The organism is Anaerolineales bacterium (assembly GCA_030583885.1).
Lineage (GTDB): Bacteria > Chloroflexota > Anaerolineae > Anaerolineales > Villigracilaceae > Villigracilis.
The window spans coordinates 436,098-460,353 of record CP129480.1 but is presented as its reverse complement, the minus strand read 5'-3'; the positions used below and the strand labels follow the sequence as shown (position 1 = coordinate 460,353).

23 protein-coding genes and 1 tRNA gene are annotated in these 24,256 nt (G+C 56.2%); 9 read left to right on the top strand and 15 right to left on the bottom strand.

Annotated features, from left to right (window positions below; all coding sequences use genetic code 11):
- Window positions 1-28: 28 nt before the first annotated feature.
- The 3 genes from QY332_02270 to QY332_02260 all read right to left on the bottom strand — a co-directional run bounded on the left by QY332_02270 (window position 29) and on the right by QY332_02260 (window position 3,213).
- Window positions 29-829, bottom strand: coding sequence for a sigma-70 family RNA polymerase sigma factor (locus QY332_02270; GenBank protein WKZ36752.1), 801 nt, complete (start codon window positions 827-829; stop codon window positions 29-31).
- 25 nt (window positions 830-854) lie between these two features.
- Window positions 855-1,793 (bottom strand): lipoyl synthase, encoded by a 939-nt coding sequence (gene lipA, locus QY332_02265; protein ID WKZ36751.1) that lies wholly within the window; start codon window positions 1,791-1,793, stop codon window positions 855-857.
- A 100-nt stretch (window positions 1,794-1,893) separates the two neighbouring features.
- The gene (locus QY332_02260) at window positions 1,894-3,213 is read right to left on the bottom strand and encodes a nodulation protein NfeD (GenBank protein ID WKZ36750.1); all 1,320 of its coding nucleotides are present in this window, start codon (window positions 3,211-3,213) and stop codon (window positions 1,894-1,896) included.
- 48 nt (window positions 3,214-3,261) lie between these two features.
- Here QY332_02260 and QY332_02255 point away from each other — a divergent pair, with 48 nt between their 5' ends.
- Window positions 3,262-3,960 carry an isoprenylcysteine carboxylmethyltransferase family protein gene (locus QY332_02255; protein ID WKZ36749.1) on the top strand — a complete coding sequence of 233 codons (699 nt, stop codon included), beginning with the start codon at window positions 3,262-3,264 and terminating at the stop codon, window positions 3,958-3,960.
- A 40-nt stretch (window positions 3,961-4,000) separates the two neighbouring features.
- Here QY332_02255 and QY332_02250 read toward each other — a convergent pair whose 3' ends face one another.
- Together QY332_02250 and QY332_02245 are read right to left on the bottom strand one after the other, a co-directional pair.
- A complete protein-coding gene (locus QY332_02250; protein ID WKZ36748.1) occupies window positions 4,001-4,756 on the bottom strand; it encodes a sulfite exporter TauE/SafE family protein in 756 nt (251 codons plus the stop codon).
- A gap of 110 nt (window positions 4,757-4,866) precedes the next feature.
- Window positions 4,867-5,322, bottom strand: coding sequence for an Rrf2 family transcriptional regulator (locus QY332_02245; protein WKZ36747.1), 456 nt, complete (start codon window positions 5,320-5,322; stop codon window positions 4,867-4,869).
- A 154-nt stretch (window positions 5,323-5,476) separates the two neighbouring features.
- Here QY332_02245 and QY332_02240 point away from each other — a divergent pair, with 154 nt between their 5' ends.
- Window positions 5,477-6,259 (top strand): SH3 domain-containing protein, encoded by a 783-nt coding sequence (locus QY332_02240; GenBank protein WKZ36746.1) that lies wholly within the window; start codon window positions 5,477-5,479, stop codon window positions 6,257-6,259.
- 8 nt (window positions 6,260-6,267) lie between these two features.
- Here the strand turns inward: QY332_02240 and QY332_02235 are convergent, their stop codons facing one another.
- Window positions 6,268-7,239: a squalene/phytoene synthase family protein gene (locus tag QY332_02235; GenBank protein WKZ36745.1), complete on the bottom strand. Its 972-nt coding sequence runs from the start codon at window positions 7,237-7,239 to the stop codon at window positions 6,268-6,270.
- Between the two features lie 167 nt (window positions 7,240-7,406).
- Between QY332_02235 and QY332_02230 the strand changes: the two genes are divergently transcribed.
- Window positions 7,407-8,135: a hypothetical protein gene (locus QY332_02230; protein ID WKZ36744.1), complete on the top strand. Its 729-nt coding sequence runs from the start codon at window positions 7,407-7,409 to the stop codon at window positions 8,133-8,135.
- Window positions 8,136-8,223: 88 nt separating this feature from the next.
- On the opposite strand, the gene QY332_02225 is transcribed toward QY332_02230, so the two are convergent.
- From QY332_02225 to QY332_02215, 3 genes are all read right to left on the bottom strand, one after another.
- Window positions 8,224-9,102, bottom strand: a complete 879-nt coding sequence (locus QY332_02225) for a hypothetical protein (protein ID WKZ36743.1) — start codon at window positions 9,100-9,102, stop codon at window positions 8,224-8,226.
- A complete protein-coding gene (locus QY332_02220) occupies window positions 9,099-10,058 on the bottom strand; it encodes an NAD(P)H-binding protein (protein WKZ36742.1) in 960 nt (319 codons plus the stop codon). Before QY332_02220 ends, QY332_02225 begins: the two co-directional genes overlap by 4 nt.
- Before the next feature lie 65 nt (window positions 10,059-10,123).
- Window positions 10,124-10,197, bottom strand: a tRNA-Val gene (locus QY332_02215).
- Window positions 10,198-10,289: 92 nt separating this feature from the next.
- On the opposite strand from QY332_02215, the gene QY332_02210 reads away from it, so the two are divergent.
- From QY332_02210 to QY332_02200, 3 genes are all read left to right on the top strand, one after another.
- Window positions 10,290-10,712 carry a hypothetical protein gene (locus tag QY332_02210; GenBank protein ID WKZ36741.1) on the top strand — a complete coding sequence of 141 codons (423 nt, stop codon included), beginning with the start codon at window positions 10,290-10,292 and terminating at the stop codon, window positions 10,710-10,712.
- A gap of 172 nt (window positions 10,713-10,884) precedes the next feature.
- Window positions 10,885-11,769 (top strand): dihydropteroate synthase, encoded by an 885-nt coding sequence (gene folP / locus QY332_02205; GenBank protein ID WKZ36740.1) that lies wholly within the window; start codon window positions 10,885-10,887, stop codon window positions 11,767-11,769.
- A complete protein-coding gene (locus QY332_02200) occupies window positions 11,766-13,088 on the top strand; it encodes a hypothetical protein (GenBank protein ID WKZ36739.1) in 1,323 nt (440 codons plus the stop codon). The genes folP and QY332_02200 overlap by 4 nt, the downstream gene beginning before the upstream one ends.
- A gap of 45 nt (window positions 13,089-13,133) precedes the next feature.
- Here QY332_02200 and QY332_02195 read toward each other — a convergent pair whose 3' ends face one another.
- From QY332_02195 to QY332_02185, 3 genes are all read right to left on the bottom strand, one after another.
- A complete protein-coding gene (locus QY332_02195) occupies window positions 13,134-13,667 on the bottom strand; it encodes a hypothetical protein (protein ID WKZ36738.1) in 534 nt (177 codons plus the stop codon).
- Entirely contained in the window at window positions 13,664-13,993 is a 330-nt protein-coding gene (locus tag QY332_02190; protein ID WKZ36737.1) for a hypothetical protein, read from the bottom strand. Before QY332_02190 ends, QY332_02195 begins: the two co-directional genes overlap by 4 nt.
- 314 nt (window positions 13,994-14,307) lie before the next feature.
- Window positions 14,308-14,526, bottom strand: a complete 219-nt coding sequence (locus QY332_02185; GenBank protein ID WKZ36736.1) for a hypothetical protein — start codon at window positions 14,524-14,526, stop codon at window positions 14,308-14,310.
- Window positions 14,527-14,584: 58 nt separating this feature from the next.
- Here QY332_02185 and QY332_02180 point away from each other — a divergent pair, with 58 nt between their 5' ends.
- A complete protein-coding gene (locus QY332_02180; protein WKZ36735.1) occupies window positions 14,585-16,561 on the top strand; it encodes a DUF2075 domain-containing protein in 1,977 nt (658 codons plus the stop codon).
- Between the two features lie 27 nt (window positions 16,562-16,588).
- Here the strand turns inward: QY332_02180 and QY332_02175 are convergent, their stop codons facing one another.
- Window positions 16,589-16,819, bottom strand: coding sequence for an AbrB/MazE/SpoVT family DNA-binding domain-containing protein (locus QY332_02175; GenBank protein ID WKZ36734.1), 231 nt, complete (start codon window positions 16,817-16,819; stop codon window positions 16,589-16,591).
- Window positions 16,820-16,969: 150 nt separating this feature from the next.
- Between QY332_02175 and QY332_02170 the strand changes: the two genes are divergently transcribed.
- Entirely contained in the window at window positions 16,970-19,525 is a 2,556-nt protein-coding gene (locus tag QY332_02170) for a transglycosylase domain-containing protein (protein WKZ36733.1), read from the top strand.
- Between the two features lie 27 nt (window positions 19,526-19,552).
- Here the strand turns inward: QY332_02170 and pfkA are convergent, their stop codons facing one another.
- Window positions 19,553-20,527 (bottom strand): 6-phosphofructokinase, encoded by a 975-nt coding sequence (gene pfkA / locus QY332_02165; GenBank protein ID WKZ36732.1) that lies wholly within the window; start codon window positions 20,525-20,527, stop codon window positions 19,553-19,555.
- A 1-nt stretch (window position 20,528) separates the two neighbouring features.
- Window positions 20,529-21,449, bottom strand: coding sequence for a ribonuclease Z (locus tag QY332_02160; protein WKZ36731.1), 921 nt, complete (start codon window positions 21,447-21,449; stop codon window positions 20,529-20,531).
- A 459-nt stretch (window positions 21,450-21,908) separates the two neighbouring features.
- Here QY332_02160 and QY332_02155 point away from each other — a divergent pair, with 459 nt between their 5' ends.
- Entirely contained in the window at window positions 21,909-24,218 is a 2,310-nt protein-coding gene (locus QY332_02155; protein ID WKZ36730.1) for a DNA translocase FtsK, read from the top strand.
- The last annotated feature ends 38 nt before the right edge of the window (window positions 24,219-24,256 follow it).

Below are 24,256 nucleotides of genomic sequence, written 5' to 3'. Positions count from 1 at the left end.
GAAGTGAACCAGCCCTGACGGGCGGCCCTTAAGCGTTTTCTTCGAGGTATTTCGCCATCACCTGGCGGTTGTGCTCAAGGTGGTGCAGTTGCAGTTCCGCCGCACCAGAAGTGAACGGATCGAGTTCACGCAGGATATTCATCCGCAAGTCGAGCAGTTCGTCCCGGCTTCGATGTTCTGCTTCCCTCACCAATTCAAGTTTGATCAATTCTTCCTGAGTTTTTTGCTTTGGGTTGAAGATGCCGTTCAACTCGGTGCACTGGTGGCAAATGCCCTCTTTGTTGATGAGTGAACAACGATGATCGAAAATGTCCATCATCTTGGTTCGGCTGGCGTGCAGGTGATATTTTGCCATGGCTTCGGAGAGTTGCAGTATCTGCGCGATCTCCTTGACCTTGAAGTCATAAACCTCTTTTAGCAAAATGACGAGATGTCCCTCCAGCGGAAGCGACTTGGAGATGCATGTAAAACAGAAAGCGATGTGTTCCTTGATTTCAAATTGTCCCTGCGGTGACGTTTGCCGAATGTGCATGGCTTCTTGAAAGAATTCGTGGTTGCCCAGGGATTCTTCCCTGCAAATATCGGTCACAGTTTCGGGCCAGCGTTTTTGTGAACGAAGCAAATCCTTGGCAAGATTGGATGCAATGCTGAATACCCACGTTTTCAACGACGACTCGCCATTGAACGTGTCAGATTTCAATTGGGCTTTGAGATAGGTTTCTTGAACGATATCCTCGGCATCCTGCATGCTTGCGGTGATGCGCAACAGGAAGGATTTTAGTTCCCGTTGAAAAGTTGGGAATTGGGTGGAGAGGTCGTCGATGGACATGGATTACCTGATTACCGTCCACTACTCACTGGGTTTCCCCATACAACTTGCGATGCACCACGCTCAATGCGCGGACCTGCTCCGCCGCATGATACGAAGACCGCACCAGCGGATTCGACTCCACCCACTTGAAGCCGATCTCTTTGCCATACTCGCGCAATTCGGCGAATTCCTCCATGGTGTAATAACGCTGCATGGCAAGGTGTTTCTTGCTCGGCTGTAGGTATTGACCGATGGTCAAAATGTCCACGCCCCAACTGCGCTGGTCGCGCATCACGGCTTTAACCTCGTCCATGGTTTCGCCCAAGCCGAGCATGATGCCGGACTTGGTTAACACCTCGGGGTCGAGTTTCTTTGCATTGGACAGGGTCGCCGCCGCCCATTCGTAGTTATCCTGCGGCTGGACGGCTTTGAACAAACGCGGCACGGTTTCCACGTTGTGATTCAGGATTTCGGGGCGGGCGTCCATGACGATCTTCAAGGCTTCGATGCTGCCCTTGAAATCGGGGATCAACACTTCGATGGAGCAGCCGGGCAGCAGCTCGCGGATGCGGCGGATGACCATCGCGAAGATGGGCGCGCCGCCGTCGCGGCGTTCATCGCGGTTCACGGACGTGATGACGGCGTGCTTCAATTCCATGGCTTTCACGGCCTGTGCCACGCGCTCGGCTTCGTTCCAGTCCAGCAAAGCGGGCTTGCCGTGTTTGATGTCGCAGAAGGCGCAGGTGCGCGTGCAAACGTCGCCGAGCATCAAAAACGTCGCGGTGCCGCTGCCCCAGCATTCGCCGAGGTTCGGGCACATGGCTTCCTCGCACACGGTGTGCAGTTCCTTCTTGCGCATGAGTCCGTGCAGCCATTCGTAGGTCTCGCCCGAAGGCGCGCGGACTTTGATCCAATCCGGGCGGCGCAGCGGACGCGAATCTGTTTGGGGGTTGACTCTGTCTCTCGTCGGGGTAACAGGCATGGGCTCCTCTTGAAGCGTTTATGTCATTGCGCGCGCAGCAAAGCAATCTCCGACTCAACGGGAGGTTGCTTCGGGCTGTCGCCCTCGCAACGACATGTAATTATTTCTTCCTCACAACCAATCTCAATCCTCGAACTTCGACAACCTCGACGGAATCGCCCTTGCGGATATTTTCCGAGTCTGCGGCTTTTTCCGCGCTCCACAATTCACTCCCCACCTGCACCTGTCCCGCGCCTCGCTTGAACAGGACGGCTGTTCCCGTCTGCCCAAGCATGGACTCCTGCCCGATGCGGACCGGCGAACGAAATGCGCGCACGGCGAACATGATGACGGCGAAGGAGATCAAGCCGAAGAAAACGCCCACGCCAACCACAAGTGGAACGGACACACGCTGGAACTCCGGCGTGCCGGGCGAGTTGAACAAGACCAGCGCGCCGACGATGAAGGACGCCGCGCCAGCCGCCGTGAGCGCGCCATACGTTGGCGTATTGAATTCGAGAACGAATAGGACGAAGGCAATTGCCATGAAGATAAGACCGAACCAGTTGATCGGCAGCACGCCCAGACCGTAGATCGCGAGCGTGAGCAATACCGCGCCGAGGAAGCCTGCGAACCATCCGCCGGGGCTGGAGAGTTCGATCAGTATCGCCTGAACGCCGATCGCAAGCAGAAGGAAGGCGATGTTCGGGTTGGTGAGCAGGAGCAGGATCCCCTCGATGAAGCTCATTTCCAGCGGGCGGACGCGGATGTTCTCCGTGTTCAGGGTGCGCGTCTCGCCGCGCACGTCCACCTGCATGCCATCCAATAATTGCAGCAGGCCTTCGGTATCGTCCGCGATGAAGTCGATCAAACCGATCTCCAGCGCTTCGGTTGCAGTGACCGCCACCGCCTCCTCGATCATCGCTTCGGCAAGCGCAACCACGTCGGCACCGCGACGTTCCACCAGTCCGCGCGCAACGGCTTTCAGGTCGTTCACGGCTTTTGCCCTTGCATCCGACCCCAGGTCCTCGCCCGAACCGCCGATGGGGCTTGCCGCGCCGATCACCGTGCGCGGAGCCATCGCGGAGGCGTCTCCCGCCATCGTGATCAACGCACCGGCGCTTGCCGCCTGCGCGTCGCGCGGTGAGACGTACACCACGACCGGCACCCGGCTGTTGCCCATCGCTTCGATGATCTCCAGCATGGTGGCGACACTGCCGCCGGGCGTGTTCAATTCGATGATGAGCAGTTCCGCATTATCGCGTTCCGCGGTTTGGATGCCGCGTTGGATGTATTCCCGCATGGGCGGCATGATCGGTCCCTCGGCAGTCAGCACGATGGCGAGCGGGTCTTCGTTTTGCGCCGCGGCAGGCTGGAAGACCAGCACGAACGAGGCAAAAATTATCAGTAACAAGCCGAATGTCCGGCGGATGTGTTTCATCACTTGTTCTCCGTCATGAGATTATTATAATGGCAGTGGAGGCGAATCATGTCCGATGCTAAGAAAACTATTGCGTTTCGCGTCATTTTCCAGTTGTTGCTGGTTGTGGTCATTGCGCCCTTGCTCCCGATGATCGTCTCCGGCGTGTGGAATTGGTGGCAGGCGTGGGCATATGCCCTTGTGAGCATTCTGTCCTTCGTGGTCAGCCGCGCCCTTGCCGGCCGCCGCCACCCGGATCTATTAAAGGAACGCGCCCGTTTCATGCAGGCAAAGGACACGAAACCATGGGACAAAGTCCTCGCCCCATTGCTTGGGATTGGCTCGATCTTGATTCCAGTCGTTGCGGGGGTGGATAAATATTACGCCCTCTCGCCCGTTTCTCACCCGACCCTACACCTGCTTGCGCTGACCGGCATTCTCCTTGGCTATGGTTTTTCCTCCTGGGCGCTGATCGAGAACCGCTTCTTCTCCGGCACCGTCCGCATCCAAACCGAGCGCGGACATCACGTCATCTCCACGGGACCGTACCGCATCCTCCGCCATCCCGGCTACGCCGGCGGCCTGCTTGGCTATATATGCATTCCCTTGTTGTTGGATTCGCTCTGGGCGTGGATTCCCACCATCCTGTTGATGACGGTCATGATCGTCCGCACCGCGTTGGAGGATAGAACCCTGCAAGCCGAACTGCCCGGCTACAAGGAATTCGCGCAGAAAACGCGGTATCGGTTAATCCCGGGAATTTGGTGAAACTCCCGCAGGGGCGGCCATGTGGCCGCCCCATTCTTTTTTATCTCAACGCAAGCACCAGCGTGCGGATGCTTAACCCAATGATCAAAACGCCGACAAAGATCATCAATACCTTCAAGGGCAATTTCTGCGTCAGTTTTGCCGCAATCGGCGCGGCAACCGCTCCTCCAATGAGCAAGCCAACAATGATCTGCCAGTATTGCCCGAGACTCAGCGTAAGTACGAACAAGATGGATTGTCCCAGGGTGACAAAAAATTCCGAAAAATTGACCGAGCCGATGGTCATGCGCGGATTCTTGCCGCGTGCCACCAGCGTGGATGTAACCACCGGTCCCCAACCACCGCCGCCGATGGCGTCACAGAATCCGCCAAAGAGACCGAGCAGGCTGATGCGCGGACCATGATACCCGTCCGGTTTGTGGCGCGGAACGATGGTGAAGGCTTTGTAGACGATCACGCCGCCCATGATCAGCAGGTATGCTGAGATATAGGGCTTGATGACATCCCCATCGATGGACGTGAGCACATATGCGCCCGCCACACCGCCGATCACACCGGGAATCAACAGCCGTTTTACAAGTTTCCAATCCACATTGCCCAATTTCCGATGCGCCAGGCCGGAAACGCCTGTGGTCACCACCTCCGACATGTGTACGCTGGCGGAAGCCGCCGCAGGGGGGATGCCCAGACTTAGCAGAAAGGTGTTTGAACTGACGCCGTACGCCATGCCCAGGGCGCCGTCGATGAGTTGTGCGATGAACCCCACCAGCACATACAGAAGGATGGAAAGTTCCATGAAGTTCTCCTTTTTGTAGTTTCTTACTCTGGATTGTCAAAGTGAAATATATTCTATAGAATTAGTAGTCTTTATGGATTCAAAAAAAGCGCATGGCATGCGTGCGCCTACTATAACCCCAGCTTTTTCCGGACTGCGCTCTGTCTTTTCGTTACATCCGCCAATGAGGTGTGATCGAGAATATCGACAATGGCATTGCGCACATCACCCATCACCAGCCGCAGGCCGCAGGTCGCTTCATCGGGGCAGCCGCAATGTTCATACGACATCTGGCTGACACACTTGATCGGGGCCACAGGACCATCCAGCACGCGAAAAACTTGCCCGAGCGTGATCTCTTTGGCAGACCTGGCCAGGTAGTATCCGCCGCCAACGCCCATCTTGCTGTGAAGCAGACCCGCGTTCTTGAGCGCCAGCAATATCTGCTCAAGGAACTTGGGGGAGATCTGCTCGCGAAGCGCGATCTCCTTGATCTGCAGCATCTGTGGGGCGCTGCTTTTTTCAGCGGGCTCCGCCAGCGCGATCATTGCCCGCAGGCCGTACTCGCCGCGTTTGGAAAGTCTCATTCCCGATCTAACTCCTAGTAATCCAATAGACTTTATTGGACGCAATCATAATTCAGAGGCTGAATTATGTCAAGGGCATTTTGTTTGGAAACCAGCCTGTTATTTTGTTACAATGTTGCCGATGTACCTTATCCCTGCGATCCATGGACAATATATGAAACTACGCACTCCCTTTTTCATCCTTTTATGTTTGCCGGTCCTGCTTGCGGCCTGCAGTGGAAAATCAACAGCTGCCGTCACTCCGCAACCACCGGTCTTCACCCCCACGCCAGACCTGTGTTCGGATGAAAATTTGCCGGCGGAAGCGGCAAAGGTCAATAAATTGATGCGTGAATTTGACGACTATTCCACACTGGCATCCAATACGCCGCAGGCTCAACTCGTCACGGTCATCCCCGAATTACAGCGTGTCCTGCGCGAGGCGCAGGACCAGTCCGTGCCGCTCTGTCTGGATGGGCTAAAAAAATTACAGATCTCGCACATGACAGTGGTTGTCCAGACTCTGATCGCGTTTATGGGCAGTTCGGATGTGAACCTGATCAATGCCGGCATTTCGCAGGCCCGTGACCTGCATTTACAGTATGACGTTGAGCTCGCACGTTTGCTCGGGGTGACATTGACGGTTCCTCCAGCGCCCACATCTGCCCCGCCAACACCGGGATCCAATCTTCCTCCGGAAATGCCGGCAGGCCCTCCCGTACACACCGTGATAAATCCAGGCCCCAATGTGGTGAACCTGCGCAGCGCGCCGGATTTTAATGCGCCTCAAGTGGGCGTCCTTGCAGTGCAGGGCTCTGTACTTGCGCTTGGAAAAACACAGGATGACCAATGGCTGCTGGTGGAGATGCCGGAACAGCCCGCACAAACCGCCTGGATATATGCCGGGCTATTACAGCTCTCAGCGCCGATCGAAGAACTTGCGGTGGTTACCCCATAGCAGGACGGTCAATCCCTGGCCATGTTCAACTTTTGATAATAACGATCCAGCCACTGGTTCGACCATCCCCACAGGGTTGAATCCAGCACGATTCTTTTTACTTCTTCGCGCGTGATCTTGGTTTCATTGCCAAACACATCCGCATTATTGCGGCTGACCGCCAGTGTGCGGATGGCGAACATCAATGGAAAGATGCAGCCCAGCCGGATGCCGTGCTGCCACCAGGGCAGGGCTTTTACATAGGTCAACGCGTGTCTTAAATGACGTTCGGCCTTCTCCGTCATTCGGTCCAGGACTTGAAGCGCCTGCTGGCGATAGTCCGGGTCGAAGAGCTGGTCGGCGGAGATGCCGGTTTCCGCGAGGAATTTTTTGGGGATGTAGATCCAGCCGCGGTCGTAATCCTCGCGCATGCCGCGGATGACGTTCACGGTCTGCAGGGCCAGCCCAAATTCGCGAGCGAGCGGCATGATCTCCTTTTCCCTGCGGCGGATGGTGACGGAATACCAGGCAAACAACTGCGTCACCAGATATCCAACGCGGCCCGCCACCTCGAACATGTAATCGTCCAGGTCTTTTTCGTCGTTCACCGTGGAGCCTTTTTGCGTCCAGCGCGCCATGCCCTGTGTGCTGTTGATGACGTGATGGACGATGATCTCCTGGACTTGATACGGCAGGGAGAGCAGATGCAGCAGGATCTCCCCTGAATGCTGCGCCACGATCGCATCCGGATTGCCGGTGGCAGAGTCCTTTAGTTGACTGGTGAGACGGATGACATCCTCCTGCTCACGCAGGATGTTGATCCATAAATTCAACAGTCTGACTTTTTGTTCGGCTTCCATCTCGTCATTATCTTCAAGATAGTCCGACACCCTCAGGAGCAGATAGGCGATGGTGGTCGCGTCACACAAAATACGGGGCAGGCGTTCGATGCCAAGCGCGAACGTTCGGCTGGTGATCCTCAGCAGGTCTCGTAGGTTCATCGTCTCTCCTTGAATTATTTATAACCCACTTTGGCGATTTTTGACCCAAATGGTACCGATGGGATGGGGGTTGGAAAGGGGACTGATCCCCTTGACAAATTAGAACATATGTTCTATATTAAGGGCAGACGGCTTTTCCCACCCAGGGTTCCAAAAGGAGAATTCCCATGAACCGTTCCCTTAATTTTCAATTGATCCCATTCCTCAGGGGCGTCTCCCTGAAGCGCGGCGCGATCTTTGGAACTATTCTTGTTGCCGCACTGCTGGCCTTCGAGGTGTCCAATTTTGGCATAACCTCGTACACCCTGCGGGATATCCTCGGCGATCTGCAGTTCGCGGGCATACGCTGGGCATCCATCCTGGCCTTTGCCTTTTGCGGCATCGACTTTGCCGGGATCGCCCGCATCTTCACCCCTGAACAGGGGCGCGACGAACCCGTCGAAGTGTACTATCTCTTTGGCGCGTGGCTGCTTGCGGCTGGGTTCAATGCCATCCTGACCTGGTGGGGTGTGTCTGTGGCCATTAATAACCATAACATCCAGGGCGGCGCCCTGCTGGGTCAGGCGACCATGACAAAGGCCGTGCCGATCTTTGTGGCGACGATGGTCTGGTTGATCCGCGTACTGATCATCGGTACCATCTCACTGGCTGGCGAACGACTCTTCAGTCTCGCGGATGCGCCTGTCCGATACTCCGCGTACCGCAATGAACCCGCCTATTCCGCGCCTCAACCGCGCGCCTCGAACCTGCCCTCCACGAATTATCCCCGTCCCGCGCCCAAGCCGCGGCCGGCTCCCGCTTCCAGCTATGGAGTGAACATTCCCGAGCCAACTTATCATCCCGTCGGCATGAGCGCGATGAACCGTACTCGAAACAATCCTTCCACGCGGAGGTAGTCCTTGTCCTGAACAAGGTTTCGTTTCCTCTCCTCCACGCCCTCTGGGCGAACCGCTGGGACGTCCGCAAGGGCGTCTCATGCGTTAATTATTCAAATTCATCCAGCGTGCTCTTGCCGTGGGTCAATACATACAGTCCGCGCGGACTGCCGTCGTTCTGATCGTGGATGAAATCGGTGACGATGTAGTCTGCCTTGAAGGCGGTTTCAAAGAGTTCGCGGGTGAAGAAGCGCCAGTCACGCGCCAGCGAAAAGTCCCTTGATTTCAAGTCGAGGAAATCGCCGGGGATTTCGGCTAGGAGCAGGCGGTCTTCGAAGGGCGGCACTTGCTCGGGCGGCCGAGGCAGGCCATCCTCCGCATGGTGAAGCGCGTAAAAGGGACGGAGTCCGCTGCGGGCGATGTGGGTCATTTTGAGGGTGGGGCGCGGGCGTTTGCCCAATCTGCTTTCGACGCGGCGTGTGTTGATCCACCAATCCACCTGAAAACGGTCGGAAGGCAGGCCGGCGTTGAGGCCGTCGCGCATTTCGCCGTATTCCGAGCGGCGATAGGTGGTGCAGACCGCGCCGAGTTTGGCGATGTTGAGATAGGCATTGCGGCTGAGCAGGGGATCGTATGTCCATGTGATGTGATCGAGTCCCTGATGCCGCACCATCTGCCATTGCGCACGTTTGAGCGCGAAGCCGATGCCGCCGCTGCGGTGATCGGGATGAATACCCATCATGTGCGAGCAATGTTTCAAGCGCGGACCGTCCGGCGTTTCCTCCAGTCCCGCAAAGCCAAACACAAAACCGGCGATTTTTTCCCCGCTGAAGGCGCCCAGCACAATGCCGCCGTTGTGTACGGCGGTGATGAGCATATGCAGCGGAACGACATCCGTTTCGGAGCCGGGCCAGACATCGCGCTGAAGCTCCTCCACAAGGCGCATCTCTTCGGGGCTTTCAATGAAACGAATGGTGAAATCTGTCATGGCTGGCGGGGACGCAGGGAGGCAACTCGCTTCGTGATGCCCTCCCATGCACGCTGATACCAGGGCCTGCGGATCAGGTAATCGAGGCGGTAGATGAAGCGCGCCGGCATCAGCCCAAAATGGCGCGGCATGGAATCGATGGCACAGGTGCGGTTCACGGCGAAGTAATCGAGCCAGAAGGAGGAGATCGGAAAATTGGGGATGATGCCCTCGAGGAAGACCGTCATGGCACGCAGGGTGACCGGTGATAACGTCAGAAGATAGCGGCGCCTGCGCGTCACATCCATGATGATCTCGATGATCTGCTGCAGGGTGAAAAATTCACTGCCGCCGATCTCATACACCTGGTTGAGCATCCCCTCATTTTCCAGCGACCACAACATGCAGGTCACCAGGTCCTCCACCCAGACGGGCTGTACCACCGCCCGCCCGCCGGACGGGATGGGAAAGACCCCAAAGGAAGATTGGATCAGCCGTGAAAGGTTGTTGGTGAAATGGTCTTCCGGTCCGTAGACGAGCGACGTCCGCAATATCGTGTAGGGCACCTTCCCGTTGCGGATGTGCTCCTCGGCCAGCCCTTTTGCCTTGAAGGCAGGATATGCCGAGGTGCCTGCCGCGCCGATGTGACTGAGATAGACGATCCGATCCACGCCCGCATCTGTTGCGGCTTCGACGAGGTTTTCCGTGCCGCGGATATCCGCTGTCAACAGGTCGCCGCGGCTGCCCTGGTTCTCCGCGCTGGCAAGATGGAAGATGGTTTCCACATCGCGCAATGCTGCGCGCAGACCGCGTGTATCCGCCAGGGAGACTACTGCCACCTCCACAGGGACGCCTTTGGGCAGGCGCGGTGTGCGCGGCGAAGGACGGATCAACGCGCGCAGCGGATGTCCAATGGACGATAACTGGCGCACGAGGGCACGACCGATGAAACCGGTCGCGCCGGTGACGAGAATCATGGGAAGGATTATAGCAGAGGGGGAAAGGCGGCCTGAAAATAAAAAAACGCTTGCGCAGGATTTTGTGGGCGCTGAGGGACTCGAACCCCCGACCCCTTCGGTGTAAACGAAGTGCTCTAACCAACTGAGCTAAGCGCCCGGGAGAACCGCATTATAGCATGCGATTCCAAAATTGAAAAATTACCTTCCCGCGCCTGCGTTATAATCACAGCCAATCAACAGGAGAAACCCATGACCGACTCAAAACCACTTAACTGGACTCCCGCGCCCGATGCGGGATATTCCGTCATCCGCCGCGGCGACGGCGGTATGACCCTGACCTTTACCGATTTATCAGATGCGACCATGGCGCACTGGCACAAGTTCGCACTGGAGCACCTGCTCGGCATGGACCGCCGCACGCGCAACCTGTATGACCTGCGGGCTGTGAAGGAGATCCCGGAGAAAGCCATCCGCATGGCGGTGGATGCGAACAGCGACCCGTCCGCGCGCAACATCCGCGTGGCGGTGGTGGTGGCGGATCAATCCATCGCGGAGGGCATCCGCAAGGTGGCGGCGCTCGCCGAGACGGGGCTGGCCTCCGCGCTGAAGATCTTCACCGATATCAACGAAGCCGAAGCCTGGCTGGCGCGCCCGTTGGATCAGATCCCTTGATGTCATTGCGAGGAGTGGCGCTCCGCGTCACGACGAAGTAATCTCCAACTCGGTGAGGAGATTGCTTCGGGCTGTGTGTGGTTTCGATACGTGGCGCCCAGGCGCCCCTACTCAACCACCAGCCCTCGCAACACTTGCACCTGACGCAAGTGCAGGTGTGACCTGATTGTTTATGAAATCCCCCACTCTTCCGATCGGGAGTTTTACATTCCACTGGGGTTCCCGCACGTATGTGATGGGAATCCTGAATGTGACTCCCGATTCGTTTTCGGGGGACGGCATCATTGCCAAAGGGGATGTGATTGAAATGGCCGTCAAACAGGCTGCGGATTTCCTCGAAGGCGGCGCGGATATTCTGGATGTTGGCGGCGAATCCACGCGGCCGGGCTCCGCACCCGTGAATGCGGAGGAAGAGACGGAGCGGGTCATCCCCGTCATCGAAGCGCTGCATAGTAATTTCCCCAATGCGATCATTTCAATAGATACCTATAAAGCCAGCGTGGCGGAGACGGCGATCCGTGCGGGGGCGCACATCGTCAATGATGTCTGGGGCTTTCGCGCGGATGAGAGAATCGCGTCTGTGGCTGCGAAATATAAAACGCCAGTGATTTTGATGCACAACCGCAGCAACCCTGCCAGCGTGGAGGTACGCGAGAAATTGGGCGGGACGTACCTCGGCGCGGAGTACGGGAATCTGCTCGAAGATGTGAAGCGCGAATTACTCGTCAGTGTGGAGATCGCGAAGAATGCCGGGGTGCGGGAAAATGTTATATTGCTTGACCCAGGCATCGGCTTTGGAAAGACGCGCGAGCATAACCTCGAGCTGATCAACCGACTCGGAGAGATCCGCTCGCTGGGATATCCCATCCTGTTGGGGACTTCGCGCAAATCATTTATCGGATTTACATTGGACCTGCCTCCAGATCAACGAATCGAAGGAACTGCTGCGACGGTGGCGGTGGGCATCACGCGCGGTGCAGACATCATCCGTGTGCATGATGTGAAGGCGATGGCGCGCGTGGCGAAGATGACGGATGCGATGGTGAGGATGAATTGAGCAACTCATACGCCAGGGAACTTCTCCGCACCGGCATCATCGAAGCGAAGACGGGCGACCGGGATGCCGCCCGCCGCTATCTCGACCGCGCCATTTACATGGCGGGTTCGCATGAGGTGCTTGCCGAGGCCTGGTTCTGGATGAGCGCGGCGCTCGACGATGCGGCGGAAAAACGAAAAGCCCTGGAGAACTGCCTTTCGCATGACCTGCATCACACCCGCGCGCGGCGTGCACTGGCAATCCTCGACGGCAAGATCAAAGCCGACGAGTTGGTGAATCCCGACAACCTGCCCCCTGCACCCGATGGATTGCGCAGCGCGGATGCCGAGCGCTTCATGTGCCCCAAGTGCGGCGGACGCATGTCGTTCGCGCCCGACGGCGGCTCACTGGTCTGTGATTATTGCACGCGCGCGCATGCGCTGGGCCTGGGCGCGAAGAAGGAAGATGAAAAGGATTTCATCGTTGCGATGGCAACGTTGAAAGGACACGGCAGGCCTTTGCAGGAGCAGGCCTTCCATTGCAACGGCTGCGGCGCGAAGTTCATCCTGCCGCCCAAACAAATTTCCGCGGACTGCGCGTACTGCGATTCGCCGCACGTCGTTCGGCTTGAAAACTCAAAAGACCTTCTCGCGCCAGACGCGCTCATCCCGCATGCCTTCAGCCAGAAACGCGCCGTGCAATTGCTCGTCGAATGGGTGGAAGGGAATGGCATCACGCCTGAAAAGCAGGTCGAACTTCCGCGCGGCTTGTACCTGCCGCTGTGGACCTTCGACATCGGCGGCACGCTGGATTACACGGCTGAGGTCGTCGAATATGAAGAGCAGGCGTTCGGCAGCCAGCGCGAGCGCAAGGTGAGACGCGTCACGGAAAAATATCCCGTGCTGGTGGACGACCTGCCGCTGCCGGCCTCCCGCAAACTGTCTGCTGTTTTCTCGAAGCTGATCCCCACCTTTGACCTGAAGCCGTTCCAGCCGTACGACCCGCGCTTCCTCGCCTCCTGGCCTGCGGAGATCTACGACGTCCCGATGGCGGATGCCTCGCTCGACGCGCGCAGTCAGGCGTACAACAAATTGAAGCGCGACCTGCCTTCCCTGTTGCGCGGACTCAACATCGTCCACACCTCCTCCGCGAACATGCTGGTGACCTCCTTCAAACTCAACCTGCTGCCCGTGTGGATGACCGAGATCCCCTTCGGCGGGCGCGAACATCTCGTGCTGATCAACGGTCAAAGCGGCATCGTCGCCAGCGACCTGCCCGAAAAGGACGATGACGAGGAAGGCGGCTTGTTCAGTTTTCTCGCAGATCTGTTGAAAGACTGACCGCGGACGATAGACGACAGATCGTCCCTTCCACTGCGTTAGCCATTATGTGGAAAGTCTTTTCTCAAACAAATCGTATTCTTTTTCCTTTCCTTCAACCTTTGACCAGCGCTTGATATCTTTTAACCTCACTGGCTGGTTTTTTGCCACCAGTACCGCTTGTTCCAATCCCTGCAAGTCGTTCCAGAAGTAAAAGGCGCACAGCCTGTCTTTGACACAATCCGTTGCAGACAATATTTTTAACGTCCCTGTTGACAGCGCGAACTCGCTGACTTCCGCCACAGGTTCTTCGCCCACTGAAAGCGGACCATCAGGGAACTCCACAAAATAATCTGTTTCAGGGTGGGTGAAGTACCGCCCCTTTTCCTGAAACGCCAAACTTTCCATCACTGCCTTGATTCTGCCGTGCCTTGCAAAGCCTGCGTTGACCAGGTCCAGATCTTTTGAAACATATTTATCCCCGCTGTAAAACGAGACCGCGCTCCCGCCTGAAAGCACCACATGGATTCCTTCCGCTTGCAGCGCATCCTGAATATATGCCGCCAATTCCGCCTGGCTCATGGACTTGATGCGCTTCATAACGTCTTGCCTCTTGCGCGCGGTCTGCGGCGGTTCATCATCAGTTCATCCCGCTCGGCGGCTGGATAGAACGAGAGCGCCTTCTCCAACAAGGCTTTCAATTCATTCAAAAACGGGTAACGCGGATTGAAAACGTACGGGCGCGTCCGCCCCACCTCGCGGCTGACCAGCACCCCGCCCGCCTCCAGTTTATCCAGTTGATTTTGAATGGATTTCAAATCAGCCTCGAAGAAACGCGCGATCCCCCGCGCATAGCCCTCTGCGCGCGCGAAGATATAGATCAGCACCCGTTCTGCGTTCTTTGAGCCAAGCAATACTTCGATCATGGGAAAGCCTTTCAGCGGCGACGGATAAAAGCCGTCATATGACGTATATTTTCCGTCATTGTATCACAACCTGACCGTGACGACATCGTACCCGGAGGGTATGGACGGTAGACCATAAACTGCGTGTAGATTAACGCCCGCTACCCTTCCCCTTCGTGACCTTGGTGTCCGTCGTGTTTAACGCTCTTTGCACCCTCGCCCCACCCGCGCTGGGACCTTCAACTCGTGTTCCCGCCCCCTCCGCCACTCCCTTCGGTCGGGCACCTACCCAAAGGGCACGCTGTCCCCCAAGTCCGACATGGGGATTGTTGTCTTCATTCAAAATCTAAATTGTCGGACTTGGGGGAGGACGGGAAGGGGCGCAATTGACGTGTGACCTGCCTGTCCCGCTCCACGTTACCCCCTAACTTCTTCTCCCAAAATGGACGGTTGTTCTTCGGCATGGTCGCATGCTGCGGACAGCCATGCCAGAAACAGCCATCCACGAACAGCGCGATTTTTTGTTTGGGGAAAACAAAATCAGGCTTGCCCATCTCGCCTTTTCACTGTATCCTTGTCGTACCAAGCAAATCCACTCAAATAGAGGGATTAATGAGACGAGAATATTATTCGGATACGATTTCAGATTTCCTAAAAAGAAATAACGATGAAATACTCGGCAAACTTGCGCAAGGCAATGATTTTGCTTTGGAACAGATGCAACGGGATGCTTGGTTAGAAGAAATCCGCATTCTGAAAAAGGTTTTACAATCCTATAACGGATCAATTTATTTCGAGTATTCGATTCCAAGAATGGGAAAACGAATTGACGTTGTTTTGGTTGTAAATTCGGTCATCTTTGTTCTTGAATTTAAGGTTGGAGAAAAAGAATTTCCTTCTTATGCGATTGACCAAGTTTGGGATTACGCACTTGATTTGAAAAATTTTCATGAAACAAGTCATGATTTATACATTGCTCCAGTTTTGATTGCTACCCATGCAAAAGCACAGGAAGCTATTATTTCAACTACTGCTCACAATGACAAATTGCTTGCACCAATCAAATGCAATGAAGAATTACTAAAACAGGTGATTTCGGATGTTTTAATTTTCTCTGATGGAGAGGAAATTAATCCAAATGACTGGGAATCGGGGCGTTATCAACCTACCCCAAATATCATTGAAGCAGCAATGGCTTTATACAACGGACACTCTGTTAGTGAAATATCTCGAAGTGACGCAAGTGCAATAAATCTCACTCAAACATCGGATGCGGTTTCTGAGATTATCGAATTCTCTAAACAAAATTCTGTAAAATCTATTTGTTTTGTTACGGGTGTGCCAGGCGCAGGTAAAACTTTGGTGGGTTTGAATATTGCTACAAATCACATAGATAAAGATAGCGACTTGTATAGTGTTTTTCTCTCAGGTAATGGCCCTCTTGTTGCTATTTTGCGTGAAGCTTTAACTCGCGACAAAGTTCGGCGTGAAAAAGAACTTGGAAATAAAGTGAAAAAAGGGGAGGTTATGAGTGAAGTAAAAATGTTCATTCAAAACGTTCATAACTTCCGCGACGAAGGTTTAATTGATAGCCAGAAGCCTCCAATTGAACATGTGACGCTGTTTGATGAAGCACAGCGTGCATGGGATTTACAACAAACAGTTAATTTCATGAGCCGTAAGAGGGGATATGTAAATTTCCATATGTCTGAACCAGAATTCTTGATTTCTTGTCTTGATCGTCATCCTGATTGGGCTGTAGTTGTTTGTCTTGTGGGTGGCGGACAAGAAATTAATACGGGTGAAGCTGGGATCAGTGAATGGATTGATGCTTTGGATCGCTCATTTCCTGACTGGCATGTTTATATTTCCCCACAACTAACAGATAGCGAATATGGTGCTGAAAAAATTCTGCATAAAATTAAGGCTCGAAAAAATGTAACTCACAAAGAAGAATTGCATCTAGCTGTTTCAATGCGTTCTTTCCGTGCCGAAAATGTATCACTGTTAATTAAGCAGATTTTAGATTTACAGCCTGAAGAAGCAAAAAAGACTTTATCGAATATAAGAGGAAAGTATCCAATTGTAATTACACGCGACCTTGCCAAAGCAAAACAATGGCTAAAAACTCAAGCGCGTGGTTCTGAAAGATACGGAATTGTCGTTTCATCGCAAGCCGAAAGATTAAAACCACATGCCATAGATGTTAAGTCTCCCGTTGATCCAATACATTGGTTTCTCGATAGAAAGGACGATGTTCGTTCTTCTTACTATCTTGAAGATGTTGTTACTGAGTTTCAAGTGCAAGGTCTCGAATTGGATTGGGCTTGTGTGACTTGGGATGCCGATTTCCGTTATACAAAGCAGGGTTGGGAACACTGTTCCTTTGTAGGTGATCGGTGGAACAGAATCAGAAAGCCAGAGAGACAAAACTACTTGAAGAATGCTTATCGTGTCCTTTTGACTCGTGCAAGACAAGGTATGGTAATTGTTGTTCCATCAGGAGATGCAGAAGATCACACACGTAAGAAAGAATATTACGATCCAATTTTTGAATATTTACAAGAGATTGGGTTTGATGTTATTTGACACAAAAAAAGAACTCCTAGAATTTCTTTAGGAGTTCTTTTCATATTTCTTCTCAACCATCAAAGCCTTCACCAACCCTTTGCCCTTGTATTTCCCGCGTAGACCATGAATGTACTCGCGTGTTATCGGCGTAAGGATGATCTTCTTTGCGACGGCATCCACTTCAACGTGAAGATACGTTCCATCCGTAATGCCCAACTGCTTACGAATTTTGGATGGAATACGTATCTGTCCCTTTGAATTGGCAATCGTTTCCATTTTGACTCTTTCAAAACCTGAAAGAATTCTACCATTCACCTTCAACCTGCGACTTTCGACCTTCAACCTTCACCCCCCAAACCTTCCAACCCTCCAACCTGCATCCCTTCCCAATCTACCAACTTCCCAAAATTCCTTTACAATCCCCCCATGCCCTCCACCCTGCCCATCCTCCGTGCCCGCCGCGAACGCCGGCTGGACAAACAAAAACGCGGCGAAGACCGTGCCCGCGGCGCGGTCCTCAGCGGGGGAATCGTCCTTTCGATCATTCTGGCAGCCGCCATCCTGCTCGGCGCCTTCGCCTACGCCGACGTCACCCGCGACCTGCCCTCCATCGAGATCCTGCCGCGCCTGCTCAACCCGCCGGATGGCTTGCTGCTCCAGCCCACGCGCATCTATGACCGCACAGGCACGCAGCTCCTCGCAACCTTTGCCCCCGAAGACACCCCGCGCCGTTACATCCCCGTCAGCGACCAGAACCCGCAGCACATCCCCGAAACCCTTGTCAACGCCGTCATCGCCGCCGCCGACCCGCACTTCTGGGATCATTCGGGCTTTACCCTGAATCAAGTTACGAGTTACGAGTTACACGCCACGCTTGCACAGCGGCTCGTTTTTGATTTGCTCCTTTTCGCCGAACCGCCCGACCTCCGCCGCGCCATCCGCGAACGGATTCTCGCCGCACAGATCACCGCGCAATTCGGGCGCACGCAGGTCATCGAGTGGTATCTCAACAGCGCCAACTTTGGAAGTCACGCCTACGGGGTCGAAGCCGCCGCGCAGTTGTACTTCGGCAAACCCGCCAGCGACCTGACCCTCGCCGAATCCGCCATCCTTGCCGCCGTCAGCCAATCGCCCGCGCTCAATCCGCTCGACGCCCCGCAAGTCGCCATTCAACGCGGACGCGAACTGCTGTATGTGATGAACGACCTCGGACTCGCTCCCACCTCCGAAGTGGAATCTGCGCTGTTGGCGACTCCCACCTTCCAAACAACGCCGCAGACTCCGCCCGTAGTTGCTCCTGCCTTTGTCAACCTCGTCATCGCCCAATTGGATTCCTCCATCCCGCGTGAACGCATCGAACGCGGCGGCATCGTCATCATCACCACATTGAGTTACGACCTGCAAAAACAAGCCGCCTGCGCAACCGAAGTCTACGCCGCGCGTTTGGCAGGGACTCCCGACCCCGCAATAGACTGCGACTCGGCGCGGCTGTTACCGTCCCTGCCGCCTGCGGTCACATTTACAGATTCATCCGCCAGCGCATTGATCCTCGACCCAAAGACAGGTCAGGTCCTGGCGTATGTCGGAGAAACCATCAGCGGAGAAGAAACTCCACTGGTCAGTGCACACAAGCCTGGGTCAAGCCTCGATGCGTTTGTTTATCTGACAGGATTCACGCGCGGCTTGAGTCCCGCCTCGTTGACGTGGGACATCCCCCCCTTCGGGGACTTCGCCAGTGAAGTAACCATCCAAAACTTTGACGGCATCTTCCACGGACCCGTCCGCTTGCGGATTGCATTGGCGAACGATTATCAAGTGCCTGTGGAAACGTTGAAGAGACAGATGGGGATCGGGAACGTGACGACCATCGCGTCGTCGTTCGGCCTGGATTTGAATTCGGATGTCTCGATGCTCGACCTCGCGGGCGCGTACGGTGTGTTTGCAAATCAGGGCGTGTATTTTGGCCGGGACTTGAATGATGATTTCACGCCGTCAACCGTCCTGCGTGTGGAAGGCGCCGACCGCGGCGTGCTGCTCGACTGGTCCATCCCGCAGGCGCGGACGGTGGTCACTTCCGCGATGGCCTACGTGATGACACATGTGCTCAGCGACGAACCCGCGCGCTGGGAAACGTGGGGCAGGCAGAACGCGCTGGAGATCGACAGGCCCGCCGGCGTCAAGGTCGGGCAGACGGTGGAGGGGAGTGATGCGTGGGTCATCGGATATACCCCCTCGCATGTGGTGGTTGCGTGGAGCGGTGTGCGTGCCCCCCTTGCATCCCCCCAACAAGTGGGGGGAGAAAAAATCACTCCCCGCTTCCCCGCTGCATTGTGGAATGCGCTGATGCAGGCCGCCTCCGCCGACAAACCCGCCGACGGCTGGGCGCTTCCGCAGGGCGTGGCGGTCATGACCGTCTGCGACCCCTCGGGCCTGCTGCCGACGCGCGAATGTCCGAACCTGGTGACGGAGGTTTTCCTCACCGGCAGTGAACCCACCCAGGCGGATACGATGTTCCGCGAGTTTGCGGTCAACCGTGAAACGGGCCTGCTCGCCACGGTCTTTACCCCGCCCGAATTGATCGATACCCGTGTGTATATGCTCGTCCCTGAGAACGCGCGGGAGTGGGCGCAAAGCGCAGGGCTTGCGGTTCCCCCGGCCACCTATGACGCCATCCAGCCGCCGCCGCTGAACCCGAATGTCAACATCGCCTCCCCGCAGCTCTTCGCAGATGTGAGCGGCACGGTCCGCATCAGCGGCACGGCTTCCGGGGATGATTTTCTCTATTATCGTGTGCAGGTGGGGAGGGGCTTGAATCCGCAGGAATGGATCCAGTTGGGAAGCGATTCGTTCGAACCCGTGGAGAGTGGTCAGCTGGCCGAGTGGGATACGACGGGATTAAGCGGGTTGTACGCCGTGCAGTTGGTGGTGGTACAGAACGACCAGCTGGTGGAGACAGCGGTAATCCAGGTGACGATAAAGTAGGGGCGACGCATGCGTCGCCCCTACGAATTACCTCGCCAAAATCTCCGCCATGTGCACGTATTCCATGTTCACTTTTCGTTTATTCGAGATCACATCCGTCAGCGGGATGAAATCGATGCCCTTGCCTTTGAGGCCGGTCATCACGCCGTGTTTGTCCTGCGCCAGCGCCTCCACGGCTTTGACTCCCATGCGGGCTGCCAGCAGGCGGTCGTAGGCGGTCGGCGAACCGCCGCGCTGGATGTGGCCGAGGATCGTCATGCGCGTCTTGAACCCGACGTCCATCCCGTCGATTTTTTCCGCCAGTTCGGTCGTGCGGATCGCCGACCCCTCCGCGTTGATGATGATGGCGTGCGTCTTGCCGCGCATGTAGGCTTCCTCTATCGCGGTTGCCACTTCATCCACGGTGGCCGGCACCTCGGGGATCAGGACGATCTCCGCGCCGCAGACAATGCCCGCCATCACGGCCAGATAGCCGCTGTTGCGTCCCATCGTTTCGACCAGGAACGCGCGCTGGTGGGAGGAGGCCGTATCGCGCAGTTTATCCACCGCGTCCATGATGGTGTTCATGGCGGTATCCGTGCCGATGGCGATGTTCGTGCCCCAGATGTCGTTGTCGATGCTGGCCGGGATGCCGATCACCTTCACGCCCTGCTGCGCGAGTGCGTACGCTCCGTTCATCGAACCCTCGCCGCCGATCACGATCAGGGCTTCCATGGCGGCTTCGTTCATCCTGCGGATCGCATCGCGCTGGCCGGCCGGTTCCATGAAGCGCTTGCTGCGGCTGGTCTGCAGCACGGTCCCGCCGCGCTGTAGAATGCTGCCCACGTCGCGCGCGCCGAGCGGCTTGAATTCGCCGTTGACCAGCCCCTCAAAGCCGTGCATCACGCCGAGCACATCCATGTTGTTCCCAAGCGCCGTCCGTACCACGGCGCGGATGGCCGCGTTCATGCCGGGTGCATCCCCGCCGGAGGTAAGCACCCCTATCTTGATCTTCTCTGCCATCTTAAATTTCTCTCTTGATTTGAAAGGTGTCGAAATCGCGTGCCACCACGGTGTCGGCAAAAACGGATTGCGCTTCCGCGGTCACGTCTTTTGCGCGGTAGCGGCGCGAAATATGTGTCAGGATCAACTTTTTAACCCCCGCTTTTTGGGCGAGTTCCGCGCTCATGCGCGCGGTGAGATGCGAGAACTGCCCTGCCATATCCTCTTCTTCATCCAGATAGGTGGATTCGATCACAAGCGCATCCGCATCCCTGCAGACCTCGAGCAGGTTGTCCGTCCGGCCGGCATCCCCCACAAGGACGAGCTTGCTGCCCCGTTCCCAGTCACCCAGCACATCGTCCGGACGGACGCGCTTGCCGTCCGCCAGGGTGATCTCCCGGCCGGCAACCAGCTCGCGGCGTTCAGGCCCGAACGGTACGCCAAGCGCATCCGCTCTTTCCGCAAGGAACGGCCGCCGTGCCTTCTCTTCAAATACATATCCAAGGCTGTCTGCCCTGCCATGCGAGACCTCGAAGGCCGTCACCGTAAAGTCATCCGCTTCGAAAATGATCCCGGGCTTGACCTCCACCAGACGCAGCGGCATCGGTGTTTGCTTTCCGCGCAGGACAACATCATAAAGAAGCACCCGCACACGCTCCAAAGCGCGTTTGCTTCCAAAAACCTCAAATTCCTCAATGGCCTCCCAGCGCAGGAACGTGGAAAGCAGACCGCCCAGGCCCAGGATGTGGTCCAGGTGTCCGTGTGTGAGCAGGGCGCGTGTCAGGCGTTTGAAGCCGATGCCGGATTGCAGGATCTGTCTTTGCGTGCCTTCGCCGCAGTCCACCAGGAAGCGATATTCGTTGTGGGATACGATTTGTGCGGATAACCCGCGCTTCGCGGAGGGCGCAGATGCAGATGTGCCAAGAAAAAGGATTTCGAACAATGGTTTGAGTCCTTGCAGCCGGATGATCGCAGAAGAAAAAAAATTCGCGGACGGGTTTAAAAAACCCGTCCCGATCGCATCTTCGGTTCATCGCAAAGAGCGCCGGGTTTTAATTACTTTCAGGTTCTTTGCGGTTGATTATGTGAAACAAAACTTAATAACCCTGTAATTGTACCTTATCGCCTGCCCAAAAAGCACTGATTTTTCCGCGAAATAGCGGGCGGTTTGACATCGTATGTTTGACAGGGACGCGAGAGAGTGACGAAAAGGATGGTCTTTCTTCATGGACCATAAAGGCTCGAAGACTCAAAGGGTTCCTGGTGGCTTTGTGCTTTAGTGCCTTTGTGGTTGGCCCACGAAAGCAGCCACTCCCGGATGCGATCCCCTGCGGGAAAAACAGACCATTTGTGCTATAATGACTTCGCTCTTTTGCGTATTGCGAATCGCGTATTCCGTACAATGCCTCTCCTTAAACCGTCCACCCCACCCGGAAAAAATGCAAAACCTGCGGGAAAAAGCCTGCCATCCAAAAAGGCGGGATCGCCGCGCAGTAAACCTGCGCCGCGAAGCAAGGCGCAGCCTCATGTGCCGCCGCGTGAACCTTCCTGGTGGGAAAGCCTCTCCGATGAACGCAAATTGGATGTGGTCGGCATCCTCCTTGCCTTCCTCGGCATCCTCATCCTTTTGGGTCTGGTCTCCGCCAACCGTTCCGCCTTCATTGGCGGCATCATCTTTTTCCTGACCCAGATCTTTGGCTGGGGCATGTACATCCTGCCCCTGGGCCTGCTGGTCTTTGGCCTCTGGCTGGTCTTCCGCAAGATCGAACGCATCCCCCCGCTTTCCGTTGAACGCGCGACCGGCAGCGTCATCCTTTTCCTCTGGCTTCTGACACTCCTGCATTCCCTCGTTGCCACCGTTGAAACCGCCGAAGTCGTTGCCCTGACAGGCGCGGGCGGCGGCTATTTTGGCGGACTTTTTCAACGCCTCCTGTGGGCCGGGTTTGGTCCCGGCGGGGCGGTTATCGCCATGCTTGCATGGTTTGTCATCGGTGTTGCGGTCATGCTGGATAAACCCGTCACGGATTTGTTCTTCTGGCTCGCGCCGTTGACATCCAGCCTGCGGAAGATGCTGAACATATCCATCCCGCCTCCCGCCCCGTTCGGGCCTGATTCTGTTTCCGAAAACGGGTTCACGCCGATAGATCCATCCGCCATGCCGCAGCTGACAACCTCCCCTGTTCCCGTCCAGCCGCTGCGGACGACGAGCGGTCCCGCCGTCATCCACTGGAAATTACCCGGCGTTGGCGACATTCTCGATTCGGGCAATGCGCCGTCGATCAATGAAGAGTTCATTCAACAGCGTGCGCGATTAATTGAAGATACGCTGGCTTCCTTTGGCGCGCCGGCGCAGGTGGTGGCGATCAGCCGCGGACCGACGATCACGCAATTCGGTGTCGAGCCGCTCTTCGTCGAGACCCGCGGCGGGGTGCGCACACGAGTCCGCGTGAACAAGATCGCCTCCCTGTCCGATGACCTTGCGCTTGCATTGGCCGCGCCGCGCATCCGCATTCAGGCGCCGGTGCCGGGACACAGCTACGTCGGCATTGAGGTGCCGAACGAAGAGATGACGATGGTGGCGCTGCGCGATATTCTGGAAGGCGAGGTGTATAAGAACAACCGGAAGCCGCTCAACTTCGCCCTGGGGCGCGACGTGGCCGGCCTGCCGGTCATCGCCAGCATTGAAAGCATGCCGCACCTGCTGATCGCCGGGACGACGGGCTCCGGCAAGTCGGTGTGTGTCAATTCCATCCTCACCTGCATGCTGCTGTTCAACACCCCCGATGATTTACGGCTTGTGCTGGTGGACCCGAAACGCGTCGAGTTGACCGGTTACAACGGCATTCCTCATTTGCTGGGCCCCGTCGTCGTCGAGATGGACCGTGTCATCGGCGCGCTGCAATGGATGACGCGTGAAATGGACAAACGGTATCACCTGTTTGCCCAGGCCGGCTCGCGCAACATCATTGATTACAACGCGAAGATGAAATTACAGGGACAAAAGAAACTGCCGTACCTCGTCATCATCATCGATGAGCTGGCGGATTTGATGATGATCGCGCCGGATGAAACGGAAAGGACGATCACGCGTCTCGCTCAGCTGGCGCGTGCCACCGGCATTCACATGATCCTGGCCACGCAGCGTCCCTCCGTGGATGTGGTCACCGGTCTGATCAAGGCGAACTTCCCCGCACGCATTGCCTTTGCCGTGGCGTCCAATACGGACAGCCGCGTTATTCTCGACCAGCCCGGTGCGGAACGATTGCTCGGGCGCGGTGACATGCTCTATCAGGCGCCGGATGCTCCCGCGCCTTCGCGTCTGCAGGGTGTCTTTGTTTCCGATAATGAGATCCAGAATTTGGTCGAATACTGGCGCACACAGGCGGGCGGCGCAAGTCCCTATGCGGTGGCGGGGATGCCTGCGGAAGCTGTCCCGCAGAACGTGCCGCTTAAGCAGACCCCATTATGGGAGGACATGGCAAAAGCGGAGGGGGATCCGCTGTTCGATGAGGCGGTGGAGATCGTCCGCAAGGAGGGACGCGCCTCCGTATCCATGCTGCAGAGAAGGCTGCGCATCGGGTATACGCGCGCCTCGCGCATCGTGGATATGATGGAGGATGGGAAGATCGTCAGTCCGCCGCAGGGCGGCACGCAAATGCGCCAGGTGTTGGATTACGGTCCCACAGCGCCGCCAAAGGATGACGGTATGTAATCGTAACGAAAACCGCCTCTTTTTACAGGCGGTTTTCG

Excerpts from the sequence above, each read along its gene's own strand:
- QY332_02220 (WKZ36742.1), bottom strand. The coding sequence starts at position 10,058 with ATGATTCTCGTCACCGGCGCGACCGGTTTCATCGGTCGTGCCCTCGTG.
- QY332_02240 (WKZ36746.1), top strand. The coding sequence starts at position 5,477 with ATGAAACTACGCACTCCCTTTTTCATCCTTTTATGTTTGCCGGTCCTG.
- lipA (WKZ36751.1), bottom strand. The coding sequence starts at position 1,793 with ATGCCTGTTACCCCGACGAGAGACAGAGTCAACCCCCAAACAGATTCG.
- QY332_02250 (WKZ36748.1), bottom strand. The coding sequence starts at position 4,756 with ATGGAACTTTCCATCCTTCTGTATGTGCTGGTGGGGTTCATCGCACAA.
- QY332_02175 (WKZ36734.1), bottom strand. The coding sequence starts at position 16,819 with ATGGAAACGATTGCCAATTCAAAGGGACAGATACGTATTCCATCCAAA.
- QY332_02190 (WKZ36737.1), bottom strand. The coding sequence starts at position 13,993 with ATGATCGAAGTATTGCTTGGCTCAAAGAACGCAGAACGGGTGCTGATC.
- QY332_02235 (WKZ36745.1), bottom strand. The coding sequence starts at position 7,239 with ATGAACCTACGAGACCTGCTGAGGATCACCAGCCGAACGTTCGCGCTT.
- QY332_02170 (WKZ36733.1), top strand. The coding sequence starts at position 16,970 with ATGCCCTCCACCCTGCCCATCCTCCGTGCCCGCCGCGAACGCCGGCTG.
- pfkA (WKZ36732.1), bottom strand. The coding sequence starts at position 20,527 with ATGGCAGAGAAGATCAAGATAGGGGTGCTTACCTCCGGCGGGGATGCA.
- QY332_02255 (WKZ36749.1), top strand. The coding sequence starts at position 3,262 with ATGTCCGATGCTAAGAAAACTATTGCGTTTCGCGTCATTTTCCAGTTG.
- QY332_02270 (WKZ36752.1), bottom strand. The coding sequence starts at position 829 with ATGTCCATCGACGACCTCTCCACCCAATTCCCAACTTTTCAACGGGAA.
- QY332_02180 (WKZ36735.1), top strand. The coding sequence starts at position 14,585 with ATGAGACGAGAATATTATTCGGATACGATTTCAGATTTCCTAAAAAGA.
- QY332_02260 (WKZ36750.1), bottom strand. The coding sequence starts at position 3,213 with ATGAAACACATCCGCCGGACATTCGGCTTGTTACTGATAATTTTTGCC.
- QY332_02185 (WKZ36736.1), bottom strand. The coding sequence starts at position 14,526 with ATGGGCAAGCCTGATTTTGTTTTCCCCAAACAAAAAATCGCGCTGTTC.
- QY332_02210 (WKZ36741.1), top strand. The coding sequence starts at position 10,290 with ATGACCGACTCAAAACCACTTAACTGGACTCCCGCGCCCGATGCGGGA.
- QY332_02225 (WKZ36743.1), bottom strand. The coding sequence starts at position 9,102 with ATGACAGATTTCACCATTCGTTTCATTGAAAGCCCCGAAGAGATGCGC.
- QY332_02230 (WKZ36744.1), top strand. The coding sequence starts at position 7,407 with ATGAACCGTTCCCTTAATTTTCAATTGATCCCATTCCTCAGGGGCGTC.
- QY332_02155 (WKZ36730.1), top strand. The coding sequence starts at position 21,909 with ATGCCTCTCCTTAAACCGTCCACCCCACCCGGAAAAAATGCAAAACCT.
- QY332_02195 (WKZ36738.1), bottom strand. The coding sequence starts at position 13,667 with ATGAAGCGCATCAAGTCCATGAGCCAGGCGGAATTGGCGGCATATATT.
- folP (WKZ36740.1), top strand. The coding sequence starts at position 10,885 with ATGAAATCCCCCACTCTTCCGATCGGGAGTTTTACATTCCACTGGGGT.
- QY332_02245 (WKZ36747.1), bottom strand. The coding sequence starts at position 5,322 with ATGAGACTTTCCAAACGCGGCGAGTACGGCCTGCGGGCAATGATCGCG.